Source organism: Streptomyces sp. NPDC052114 (assembly GCF_040680155.1).
Taxonomy (GTDB): domain Bacteria; phylum Actinomycetota; class Actinomycetes; order Streptomycetales; family Streptomycetaceae; genus Streptomyces.
Genome location: NZ_JBFAWC010000004.1, coordinates 542,553 through 553,729 on the forward strand (window position 1 = coordinate 542,553; position 11,177 = coordinate 553,729).

The following is an 11,177-nucleotide window of genomic DNA, read 5'->3' on the forward strand; positions in this document are numbered from 1 at the left end:
CGGGTCGCGCGGACGCCTCACACGGCAGCCCGCGTCCCCGCGGGGACGCCTCGTGCGGAATTCGTCGTCGGGGGCGGGTTCTGGTTAACGGATTACTCGTCGAGGGTTCCCTCCACCCGTCACCGCTACGCGTTGGAGTGTGGTCATGCCCCAGTCGTCCCTGCCGCCCCTGCCGTCGCCGCCGTCGTCGCCCCCGCTCTCCCGGCGCGGTCTCCTCACCGCCGCCGGGGCCGCGGGGGCCGCCGGGCTCGTCACCGCCGCGGGGCCCGCCGAGGCCTCGTCGACCCGCCGGTCCGCCGCGCTCGTCGTGCACAACGCCCGTGTGTTCACCGGGACTTCGGACCACGCGCGGGCCGACGCCGTGGCCGTCGGGCGGGACGGGAAGATCCTCGCCGTCGGGACGGACGCCGCACTGCGCCGCTTCGTCGGGCGGGACACCGACGTCGTGGACGCGCGCGGCGGCACCGTCATGAGCGGCGTGCACGACGGGCACGCCCACCCGATGGACGCCGCGGGCCGCTCGCTGCGGCCCTCGCTGGCGGGCGCCGAGCAGACCGTGGAGGAGCTCCAGAAGACGCTGACCGGGTTCCTGAAGGACTCCGCCGAGCAGGAGCCGGACGGGTGGCTGGTCGTGGAGGACTGGAACCCGGTGGGTCTGCTTCCGCAGGGCACCGCCCCGCACCACTCCATGCTCGACGCCCTGCCGACCCGCCGCCCGATCGCCCTGCGCGGCGGCGACGGCCACAACCTGTGGGCCAATCAGCGCGCCCTGGACATCGCGAAGATCACGCCGTCGACGCCCGACCCGGTCGGCGGCAAGATCGTGAAGGGGGCGGACGGGAAGCCGACCGGCGTGCTCAAGGACGACGCGCAGCCGCTCGTCTCGCGGCACATCCCCGAGCCCGACGAGACCCAATTGGCCGATGCCGCCGCGAAAATCCTCGCGGAGGCGGCGGCGTCCGGGGTCACGACGTTCATGGAGGCCGTGGTGGGCCGCGGCGAACTGGAGCTGTACCGGCGGCTCGCCGGGTCGGACCGCCTCCTCCAGCGCTTCGTTCCTGCCCTGCGCATCGAGACCGACCTGACGAAGGACCCGGCCGCCGCGGTCGCGTACGCGAAGGGACTGCGCAAGGACTTCGCGGACGTACGCGGACTGCGCTTCGGCACCATCAAGGTGTTCCTCGACGGCGTCATCGAGTACCCGGCGCAGACCGCCGCGCTCCTGAAGCCCTATCTGGACAAGGACGGCAAACCCACCGACCACCGCGGCGACCTGTACGTCTCGTCGGCGGACTACGGACGGCTGAGCGCCGCCTTCAACGCGGAGGGCTGGCAGATGCACGCCCACGCCATCGGCGACCGCGCCGTGCGCACCTCCCTGGACGGGTACGCGTACGCCCTGCGGAAGACCGGCCGCCGTGATCTCCGCAACACCACGGCACACCTCCAACTGGTCGATCCCGCCGACCTCCCCCGCTTCGCGGCGCTCGGTGCCGTCGCGTGCATGCAGCTCCAGTGGGCCGCCCGCAACACCTGGACCATGGACGCCCTGCTGCCCTACATCGGGGCGGAGCGCCACCGTTGGCTGTACCCGGCGCGCAGTCTGCGCGACCGGCGCGCGGCGCTCGCGGGTGGCTCGGACTGGCCGGTCGACCCTCTACAGGTCTGGAACCAGATCCGTACCGCGATCGACCGCAGGGGCATGGAGGGCGAGGGCGACCTCTACCGCGCCGAGGAGGGCCTCACGCGCACGTCCTCCCTGCTCATGCACACCTTGGGCACCGCGCGTCAACTTCGCGCGGAGCACCTGACCGGGACCGTCGAGAGAGGGAAAGCGGCCGATCTCGTGCTGCTCGACCGCGATGTGACGCGGTGTCCGGTGGCCGATATCAGCTCCGTCGAGGTGCGCCTCACGCTCGTCGGGGGCACAGTGGTGCACGACGCCGAGTCGTCGGCAGGTCGCGCGGCCGCCGCCCGAGTGACGCGGGCGGCGGCGGGGCCCCGGCCCACGGCTCACGCGTCGGTGCACGGCGGGCGACACGCGTCGTGCGGCTGCGGCTGAACTCCCCCTCGGGGAGCGGCCGCCGGGCGGCCGCTCCTCATATGGCCTACCCCAGCGCGTGCGCCATCTCATATCTGAGATAACCTGCGACGCATGGCAGACGACTACCTCGTACGCATCGGCAAGCTCATCCGTGACGCCCGGCAACACCGGGGCTGGACACAGACGCAGCTCGCCGAGGCGCTCAGCACCAGCCAGAGCGCCGTGAACCGCATCGAGCGCGGCAACCAGAACATCAGCCTTGAGATGATCGCCCGGATCGGCGAGGCGCTCGACAGCGAGATCGTGTCGCTCGGCTACGCCGGGCCGATGCACCTGCGGGTGGTCGGCGGCCGCCGGCTCTCCGGCGCCATCGACGTCAAGACGAGCAAGAACGCGTGCGTGGCGCTGCTCTGCGCGTCCCTGCTCAACAAGGGCCGCACGGTGCTGCGCCGCGTCGCCCGCATCGAGGAGGTCTACCGCCTCCTCGAGGTCCTCAACTCCATCGGCGTGCGCACCCGTTGGATCAACGACGGCGTCGACCTGGAGATCGTGCCGCCCGCGAAGCTGGACATGGAGGCCATCGACGCGGAGGCCGCGATCCGGACCCGCTCGATCATCATGTTCCTCGGCCCGCTGCTGCACCGCATGGACCGCTTCAAGCTGCCGTACGCGGGCGGCTGCGACCTGGGCACCCGCACGATCGAGCCACACATGATCGCGCTGCGCCGGTTCGGTCTGGACATCGCGGCGACCGAGGGGCTGTATCACGCCGAGGTCGCGCGCGACGTCACCCCCGACCGCCCCATCGTCCTCACCGAGCGCGGGGACACCGTCACCGAGAACGCGCTGCTCGCCGCCGCGCGCAGCGCCGGTACGACCGTCATCCGCAACGCCTCGTCGAACTACATGGTCCAGGACCTGTGCTTCTTCCTGGAGGCGCTGGGCGTCGAGGTCGAGGGCATCGGCACGACCACCCTGACCGTGCACGGTGTCCCGACCATCGACGTCGACGTCGACTACTCCCCCTCCGAGGACCCGGTCGAGGCGATGAGCCTGCTGGCCGCCGCCGTCGTCACGGAGTCCGAGCTGACGGTGCGCCGGGTGCCGATCGAGTTCCTGGAGATCGAGCTCGCGGTCCTGGAGGAGATGGGCCTGGACCACGACCGCACGGCGGAGTACTTCGCGGACAACGGCCGTACGCGCCTGGTCGACCTCACGGTGCGGCCCTCCAAGCTGGAGGCGCCGATCGACAAGATCCACCCGATGCCGTTCCCGGGCCTGAACATCGACAACGTCCCCTTCTTCGCGGCCATCGCGGCGGCGGCGCAGGGCAAGACGCTGATCCACGACTGGGTCTACGACAACCGCGCGATCTACCTGACGGACCTCAACCGCCTCGGCGGGCGCCTCCAGCTCCTGGACCCGCACCGGGTCCTGGTCGAGGGCCCGACCCGCTGGCGCGCCGCCGAGATGATGTGCCCGCCGGCCCTGCGGCCCGCGGTGGTGGTGCTGCTCGCGATGATGGCGGCGGAGGGCACGTCGGTGCTCCGCAACGTGTACGTCATCAACCGCGGGTACGAGGACCTGGCGGAGCGGCTCAACTCCGTGGGGGCGCAGATCGAGACGTTCCGGGACATCTGAGCCCGACGCCCGCCGCTCCGTCCACCGCCCGCACTCCCTTCGGGGTGCGGGCGGTGGCCGTGTCGGGCCCCTGATTCAGTCGAGCACCGCCACCCCGTCCACCTCCACCAGGGCCTGCTCGTCCCACAGCCGGGCGATGCCGATCACCGCCATCGCCGGGTAGTCGCGGCCCGCCAGGCGGCGCCAGACGCGGCCCAGTTCGGGGGCGTGCTCGCGGTAGTCGGCGACGTCCGTGGCGTACACCGTGACGCGGGCGAGGTCGGCGGGGGTGCCGCCGCAGTGGTGCAGGGCGGTGAGGAGGTTGGCCAGCGCCCGCTCGAACTGCTCGGGCAGCGTCGCGCCGGTCACCTTGCCCTCGGCGTCCAGGGCGGTCTGCCCGGCGAGGAAGACGAGCCGGGAGCCGGTCGCGGCGACGGCGTGCGAGAAGCCGGTGGGCGGGGAGAGTTCGGCGGGGTTGACGCGGTGCAGGCTGCTCATGCGGGCGGCTCCTCGGCTGAGGTCGGGGCGGACTGCGGCGGGTTCGCGAACAGCTCCTTCGCGATGATCGTGCGCTGGACCTCGCTCGCTCCCTCGTAGATGCGGGGCGCGCGCACCTCGCGGTACAGGTGTTCCAGGAGGTGCCCGCGCCGCAGCGCACGCGCGCCGTGCAACTGGACGGCCGCGTCAACCACGTACTGCGCGGTCTCGGTGGCAAGGAGCTTCGCCATGGCCGCGCGGCGGGCGATGCCCGGGGCCTGGGGGCCCTCGCGGTCGTACGCGGCCGCCGCCGCGTACACCATCAGGCGGGCCGCCTCCGTGCGCGTGGCCATCTCGGCGACCTGGTGGGCCACCGACTGGAGGTCCTTCAACGGGCCGCCGAACGCGGTCCGTTCGGCGGTGTGGGCGAGGGTGGCGTCGAGGGCGGCCTGGGCCATGCCGACCGCGAACGCGCCGACGCTGGGCCGGAAGCGGTTGAGGGTGGTCATCGCGACCCGGAAGCCGCGGTCCACCTCGCCGAGGACGTCGGCCCCGTCGACCCGCACGCCGTCGAAGGCGAGGGCTCCGATGGGGTGCGGGGAGAGCATGTCGAGGGGGCTGCCGGTGAGGCCCGCGCGGTCGGCGGGGACCAGGAAGGCGGTCACGCCGCGGGAGCCCGCGCCCGGGGACGTACGGGCGAAGACGGTGTAGAGGTCGGCCTCGGGGGCGTTGGAGATCCAGCACTTCTCGCCGGTCAGGCGCCAGCCGCCGGCGCCGTCCCCGGCCGCCTCCAGGGAGAGGGCCGCGGCGTCGGACCCCGCGCCCGGCTCGGAGAGCGCGAAGGCCGCGACGGTGCGCCCCGCGCGGACCCCCGGCAGCCAGCGCTCCCGCTGCGCCGCCGAGCCGTGGGCGTGCACCGGATGGGCGCCGAGGCCCTGCAGCGCGAGGGCGGTCTCCGCCTCCGTGCAGGCGTGGGCGAGGGACTCGCGCATCAGGCAGAGGTCGAGGGCGCCGGAGGTGAACAGGCCGTCCAGGAGCCCCAGTTCCCCCAGGGCCGCCACCAGTGGCCGGTTCACATGACCGGGCTCGCCCTTCTCGGCCAGCGGGCGCAGCCGCTCGGCGGCGAGGGTGCGCAGCTCCGCACAGCGGGCGGTTTGTTCCGCATTGAGCGAGAATGCCGTCATCTCGGACCCCTCCTCTATCGCGCACCGTTGACTGTCGTCACCATCACGATACGCTCATGGAGCGAGCCCACCACAGCGCCCGACCGGCAGGCAAGGGGGCAGAGCCGCCATGGAATCCACCGGCAACCCAGGGCTGACACCATCCGGCCACGTCGACACCTTCGCCCGGGACCATCTCCCGCCGCGTGAACGGTGGCCCGCCCTGGTCCACGACCGCCCCGAGCTGCACTACCCCGACCGCCTCAACTGCGGCGCGGAACTCCTGGACCGGACCGTGGAGCGGCTCGGCGCGGAGCGCCCCGCCTTCCACGCGGCGTCCGGCGAGACCTGGACGTACGGCGTGCTCAAGGGCCACGTCGACCGGATCGCGCACGTCCTGACGGGCGAACTCGACGTACGGCCGGGGCAGCGCGTGCTGCTGCGCGGGCCCACCACCCCCTGGCTCGCGGCCTGTTGGCTCGCGGTGATGAAGGCGGGCGCGGTCGCCGTGACCGTCCTCGCCCAGCAGCGCGCGCAGGAGCTCGCCACGATGTGCGAGATCGCCGAGGTGCGGCACGCGCTGTGCGACATCCGCTCGGTCGACGACCTGATCAAGGCCGGCGTACCGGGCCTGAGCGTCACCACGTACGGCGGCGAGGGCCCCGACGACCTCCTGGCGCGTGCCGCACGGCAGCCCGCGTCGTACGAAGCGGTGGACACGGCCGCCGACGACGTCGCGCTGATCGCGTTCACGTCCGGCACCACGGGCCGCCCCAAGGGCTGCATGCACTTCCACCGCGACGTGCTCGCCGTCGCGGACACCTTCGCGCGCCACGTCCTCAAGCCGGTCGCCGACGACGTCTTCGCGGGCAGTCCCCCGCTCGGCTTCACCTTCGGGCTCGGCGGCCTGGTCGTCTTCCCGCTGCGTTTCGGCGCCTCGTCCGTGCTGCTCGAACAGGCCGGGCCCAAGCAGCTGCTGCCGGCGATCGGACGGCACGGGATCACCGTGCTCTTCACGGCGCCGACCGCGTACCGCACGATGCTGGACCAGCTGGCGGAGCACGACGTCTCCTCGCTGCGCCGCTGCGTCTCGGCCGGCGAGAACCTCCCCGCGGCCACCTGGCAGGCCTGGCACGAGCGCACCGGGCACCGCGTCATCAACGGCATCGGCGCCACCGAGCTGCTGCACATCTTCATCTCCGCCGCGGACGACGCGATCAGGCCGGGCACGACGGGCCGGGCCGTACCGGGGTGGCACGCGCGCGTGGTCGACGAGACCGGCGCCCCGGTGCCGGACGGCGAGCCCGGACTGCTCGCCGTGCGCGGCCCGGTCGGCTGCCGCTACCTCGCCGACGACCGCCAGCTCCAGTACGTGCGGCACGGCTGGAACGTCACCGGTGACACCTACATCCGCGACGCCGACGGCTACTTCAGCTACGTCGCCCGCGCGGACGACATGATCATCTCGGCCGGTTACAACATCGCGGGCCCCGAGGTGGAGGACGCCCTGCTGCGCCACCCCGATGTCGCCGAGGCGGCGGTCGTGGGGCGCGCCGACGAGCTGCGCGGCCAGGTGGTGGTGGCGTACGTGGTCCCGCGCGCGGGAGCGGCGCCGGACGCGGACCGGCTGCGCGCGTTCGTCAAGGCGGAGCTGGTGCCCTACAAATGCCCGCGCGAGATCGTCTTCCTGGACGCGCTGCCGCGGACGGCGACGGGGAAGCTGCAGCGTTTCGTGCTGCGGGCCGGGCACCGGGGCGGACCGCCCGCGGGGTCCGGGCCCGTAGAGTGATCACGTGTCCGAGCAGCACACTCCACGGTCCCTGATCGTCACCTTCTACGGCGCCTACGGCCGGGCCGCGCCCGGCCCGGTGCCGGTCGCCGAACTGGTGCGCCTCCTCGCGCCGGTCGGCGTCGACGCGCCGTCGGTGCGGTCGTCGGTGTCCCGGCTCAAGCGGCGCGGCCTGCTGGTGCCCGCGCGCACGGAGTCGGGCGCCGCGGGCTACGCGCTCTCGCCCGAGGCCCGTCAGCTCCTGGAGGACGGCGACCGCCGCATCTACGGACCGCCGGCCGCCGGGGCGGCCGCAGGCTGGGTGCTCGCCGTCTTCTCCGTCCCCGAGGCGGAGCGCCACAAGCGGCACGTGCTGCGCTCGCGCCTCGCGGGCCTCGGCTTCGGCACGGCGGCACCGGGCGTCTGGATCGCCCCCGCGCATCTGTACGAGGAGACGCGGCACACCCTGGAGCGCCTCCAACTCGCTCCGTACGTCGACCTGTTCCGCGGTGAGCACCTGGGCTTCGCGCCGACGGCCGAGGCCGTGGCGCGCTGGTGGGACCTCTCCTCGCTGGCCAAGGAGCACGAGGCGTTCCTGGACCGGCACGAGCCGGTGCTGCACTCCTGGGAGAAGCACAGGGACGGTGGCCCCCCGCCGCCCGAGGAGGCCTACCGCGACTACCTCCTGGCCCTCGACTCCTGGCGCCGGCTCCCCTACGCGGACCCCGGGCTGCCCGCGGAGCTGCTGCCGGACGGCTGGCCCGGCGCCCGGTCCGCCGCGGTGTTCACGGCGCTCGACGGACGGCTGCGGGAGGCCGGCGGGCGGTTCGTGGCCGGCGGCGGCTGACCTCAGCCGCCCAGCGTGAGGCGCTGTTTGGGGGTGTCGGTGCGGCCGGTCCGGGGCCGGCGGCTGCCCGCGCGGTACTGCACGGGCCAGGGCGCGCCCGGTCCCGCGTAGTCCTGTTCGGCGGCGGCGTGCAGGGTCCAGTGGGGGTCGTAGAGGTGGGGGCGGGCCAGGGCGCAGAGGTCCGCGCGGCCCGCCAGGATCAGGGAGTTGACGTCGTCCCACGAGGAGATCGCGCCGACCGTGATCACGGGGATGCCGGTCTCGTTCCTGATCCGGTCGGCGTACGGCGTCTGGTAGGAGCGGCCGTAGTCGGGGTGTTCGTCACTGACGACCTGGCCGGTGGAGACGTCGATCGCGTCGGCGCCGTGCGCGGCGAACGCGCGGGCGATCCCGACGGCGTCCTCGGCCGTGGTGCCGCCCTCGGCCCAGTCGGTGGCGGAGATGCGCACGGTCATCGGTTTGCCGTCCGGCCATGACTCCCGTACCGCGTCGAAGACTTCGAGGGGGAAGCGGAGCCGGTTCTCCAGGGAGCCGCCGTAGGCGTCCGTGCGGTGGTTGGTCAGCGGGGAGAGGAAGCCGGAGAGCAAGTAGCCGTGGGCGCAGTGCAGTTCGAGGAGGTCGAAGCCGGCCAGGTCGGCGCGGCGGGCGGCCGCGGTGAACTGTTCGCGGAGCTCGGTCAGTCCGGCGCGGGAGAGGGCGCGCGGGGTCTGCCCGTCCGGCCGGTACGGCAGCGGGGAGGCGGCGGCGAGCGGCCAGTTGCCGTCGGGCAGCGGCTCGTCGATGCCCTCCCACATCAGCTTCGTGGAGCCCTTGCGGCCCGAGTGGCCCAGCTGGACGCCGAGGGCGGTGCCGGGCGCCTGGGCGTGGACGAAGTCGGTGACGCGGCGCCAGGCCCCGGCCTGTTCGGCGGTGTAGAGCCCGGCGCAGCCCGGGGTGATCCGGCCGTGCTCGCTGACGCAGACCATCTCGGTCATGACCAGGCCCGCGCCGCCGAGGGCCCGCGCGCCCAGGTGGACCAGGTGGAAGTCGCCGGGGACGCCGTCCACGGCGGAGTACATGTCCATCGGGGAGACGACGACGCGGTTGCGCAGGGTCAGTCCGCGCAGCCGGAAGGGCGTGAACATGGGCGGGGTGCCGTCCGGGCAGCCGAAGTCGCGCTCGACGCCTCGGGTGAAGTCCGCGTCGCGCAGCCGGAGGTTGTCGTGGGTGACGCGGCGGCTGCGGGTGAGGAGGTTGAAGGCGAACTGGCGGGGCGGCTGGTCGAGGTAGTCGGGCAGCCGCTCGAACCACTCCAGGCTGGCGCGGGCCGCGCGCTGCGTGGAGGCGACGACGGGGCGGCGCTCGGTCTCGTACGCGGCCAGGGCGCCCGGGATGTCGGGCTGCTCCTGGAGGCAGGCCGCGAGGGCGAGGGCGTCCTCGACGGCGAGCTTGGTGCCGGAGCCGATGGAGAAGTGGGCGGTGTGGGCGGCGTCGCCGAGCAGCACGGTGTTGCCGTGCGACCAGCGGGAGTTGACGACCGTGCGGAAGTTGATCCAGGAGGAGTTGTTGCCGTGCAGGGGGCGGCCGCCGAGCGCGTCCGTGAAGATCTTGGCGCAGCGCTCGGTGGACTCGCGCTCGTCGAGCTCCGCGAAGCCCGCGGCCTCCCAGACCTCCTCGCGCATCTCCACGATGACCGTGGAGGCGTCGCGCGCGAAGGGGTAGCCGTGCAGCTGCATGACGCCGTGCTCGGTCTCGGCGATCTCGAAGCGGAACGCGTCGAAGGCGAAGTCGGCGGCGAGCCAGATGTAGCGGCAGCGGTGGGTGGTGACGCTCGGCCCGAAGACGTCGGCGTGTGCCTCGCGGGTGAGGCTGTGCACGCCGTCGGCGGCGACGACCAGGTCGTACGCCGAGGAGAGCGTGGCGGCGGGCGGCGCCTCGGCGCGGAAGCGGAGTTCGACGCCGAGGTCGCGGCAGCGCGCGTGCAGGATCTCCAGGAGCCTGCGCCGGCCGAGCGCGGCGAAGCCGTGGCCGCCGGAGGTGTGCCGCCGGTCGCGGTGGACGATGTCGATGTCGTCCCAGCGCACGAACTCGGCCTGGAGGGCGGCGTAGACGGCGGGGTCGGCGTGTTCGATGCCGCCGAGGGTCTCGTCGGAGAGGACCACGCCGAAGCCGAAGGTGTCGTCGGGGGCGTTGCGCTCCCAGACGGTCACCTCGCGGCCGGGGTCGAGGCGCTTGAGCAGGGCCGCGGCGTAGAGGCCGCCGGGGCCGCCGCCGATGACGGCGACGCGGTGGGCACTGCCCGGCGCGGGGGCGGGCGCGGAGGTCGCGGGGCCGGCCATCGTCACCGCCCCTGCCACTTCGGCGGGCGCTTCTCCGTGAAGGCCGCGTGGAACTCGGCGTAGTCCTCACCGTTCATCAGCAGGGCCTGGGTCGCCGCGTCCAGTTCGACGGCGGCGGCGAGCGGCATGTCAAGTTCGGCGGTGAGCAGCGCCTTGGTCTGGGCGTACGCGAGGGCGGGGCCGTCGGCGAGGCGGCGGGCCAGGGTCGCGGCGGCCCCGGCCGCCGCACCCTCCTCCGTCAGCTCGCTGATCAGGCCGATCCGCTCGGCCTCGGGGGCGCGCACCGGCTCGCCCAGCATCAGCAGCCGGGTGGCGTGGCCGAGGCCGACGACGCGCGGCAGGAGGTAGGCGGCGCCCATGTCGCCGCCGGAGAGGCCGACGCGCGTGAAGAGGAAGGCGAAGCGGGCCGAGGGGTCGGCGACGCGGAAGTCCGCGGCGAGGGCGAGCACGGCACCGGCGCCCGCGGCCACGCCGTGTACGGCGGCGATCACCGGGAAGGGACATTCGCGGATGGCCCGTACGACCTGCCCGGTCATGCGGTTGAAGTCGAGGAGCTGGGCGGTGTCCATGGCGAGCGTGGCGCCGATGATCTCGTCGACGTCGCCGCCGGAGCAGAAGCCGCGCCCCTCACCGCCGAGCACCAGGGCCCGCACCGACTTGTCGCGGGCGAGCTCGGCGAGCAGGTCGCGCAGGTCGGCGTAGGCACCGAAGGTGAGCGCGTTGAGCTTGTCCGGGCGGGCGAGGGTGACCGTGGCGACCCCGTCGTCGACGGCCAGGCGCAGATGCCGCCAGTCGGGGGTGCGGGACGCGGAGCCGGTGAAGGGACTCATGAGGTGCGGCCTCCTCGGCCTGGGGGCTGAAGTGCGCTGCCTCACGAAGGTATCACCGTTCCGTGACCGTCGTCACGAGTACGCGATACAGCGGTCGCGGGGTCCCGCAC

Annotated in this window: 8 protein-coding genes; 4 read left to right on the top strand and 4 right to left on the bottom strand. The window is 73.6% G+C overall.

Features of this window, described 5'->3' with window-relative positions; genetic code table 11:
• The first annotated feature begins 145 nt into the window (after positions 1 to 145).
• Positions 146 to 2,062 (top strand): amidohydrolase, encoded by a 1,917-nt coding sequence (locus AB0L89_RS12190; RefSeq protein WP_365138470.1) that lies wholly within the window; start codon positions 146 to 148, stop codon positions 2,060 to 2,062.
• A gap of 93 nt (positions 2,063 to 2,155) precedes the next feature.
• Positions 2,156 to 3,685, top strand: coding sequence for a UDP-N-acetylglucosamine 1-carboxyvinyltransferase (locus AB0L89_RS12195; RefSeq protein ID WP_365138473.1), 1,530 nt, complete (start codon positions 2,156 to 2,158; stop codon positions 3,683 to 3,685).
• Between the two features lie 75 nt (positions 3,686 to 3,760).
• Here AB0L89_RS12195 and AB0L89_RS12200 read toward each other — a convergent pair whose 3' ends face one another.
• The gene (locus AB0L89_RS12200) at positions 3,761 to 4,162 is read right to left on the bottom strand and encodes a RidA family protein (RefSeq protein ID WP_365138476.1); all 402 of its coding nucleotides are present in this window, start codon (positions 4,160 to 4,162) and stop codon (positions 3,761 to 3,763) included.
• The gene (locus tag AB0L89_RS12205; protein WP_365138479.1) at positions 4,159 to 5,325 is read right to left on the bottom strand and encodes an acyl-CoA dehydrogenase family protein; all 1,167 of its coding nucleotides are present in this window, start codon (positions 5,323 to 5,325) and stop codon (positions 4,159 to 4,161) included. Before AB0L89_RS12205 ends, AB0L89_RS12200 begins: the two co-directional genes overlap by 4 nt.
• 109 nt (positions 5,326 to 5,434) lie before the next feature.
• Here AB0L89_RS12205 and AB0L89_RS12210 point away from each other — a divergent pair, with 109 nt between their 5' ends.
• Together AB0L89_RS12210 and AB0L89_RS12215 are read left to right on the top strand one after the other, a co-directional pair.
• Positions 5,435 to 7,093 (top strand): AMP-binding protein, encoded by a 1,659-nt coding sequence (locus AB0L89_RS12210; protein WP_365138482.1) that lies wholly within the window; start codon positions 5,435 to 5,437, stop codon positions 7,091 to 7,093.
• Positions 7,094 to 7,097: 4 nt separating this feature from the next.
• A complete protein-coding gene (locus tag AB0L89_RS12215) occupies positions 7,098 to 7,919 on the top strand; it encodes a PaaX family transcriptional regulator C-terminal domain-containing protein (protein ID WP_365138485.1) in 822 nt (273 codons plus the stop codon).
• 2 nt (positions 7,920 to 7,921) lie between these two features.
• Here AB0L89_RS12215 and AB0L89_RS12220 read toward each other — a convergent pair whose 3' ends face one another.
• Positions 7,922 to 10,237, bottom strand: coding sequence for a bifunctional salicylyl-CoA 5-hydroxylase/oxidoreductase (locus AB0L89_RS12220; protein ID WP_365138488.1), 2,316 nt, complete (start codon positions 10,235 to 10,237; stop codon positions 7,922 to 7,924).
• A 2-nt stretch (positions 10,238 to 10,239) separates the two neighbouring features.
• The gene (locus AB0L89_RS12225) at positions 10,240 to 11,067 is read right to left on the bottom strand and encodes an enoyl-CoA hydratase family protein (protein ID WP_365138491.1); all 828 of its coding nucleotides are present in this window, start codon (positions 11,065 to 11,067) and stop codon (positions 10,240 to 10,242) included.
• Between the last annotated feature and the right edge of the window lie 110 nt (positions 11,068 to 11,177).

Bases quoted from the DNA above. Each gene is read 5' to 3' on its own strand.
- AB0L89_RS12210 (WP_365138482.1), top strand. From the start codon at position 5,435: ATGGAATCCACCGGCAACCCAGGGCTGACACCATCCGGCCACGTCGAC.
- AB0L89_RS12200 (WP_365138476.1), bottom strand. From the start codon at position 4,162: ATGAGCAGCCTGCACCGCGTCAACCCCGCCGAACTCTCCCCGCCCACC.
- AB0L89_RS12220 (WP_365138488.1), bottom strand. From the start codon at position 10,237: ATGGCCGGCCCCGCGACCTCCGCGCCCGCCCCCGCGCCGGGCAGTGCC.
- AB0L89_RS12225 (WP_365138491.1), bottom strand. From the start codon at position 11,067: ATGAGTCCCTTCACCGGCTCCGCGTCCCGCACCCCCGACTGGCGGCAT.
- AB0L89_RS12190 (WP_365138470.1), top strand. From the start codon at position 146: ATGCCCCAGTCGTCCCTGCCGCCCCTGCCGTCGCCGCCGTCGTCGCCC.
- AB0L89_RS12195 (WP_365138473.1), top strand. From the start codon at position 2,156: ATGGCAGACGACTACCTCGTACGCATCGGCAAGCTCATCCGTGACGCC.
- AB0L89_RS12205 (WP_365138479.1), bottom strand. From the start codon at position 5,325: ATGACGGCATTCTCGCTCAATGCGGAACAAACCGCCCGCTGTGCGGAG.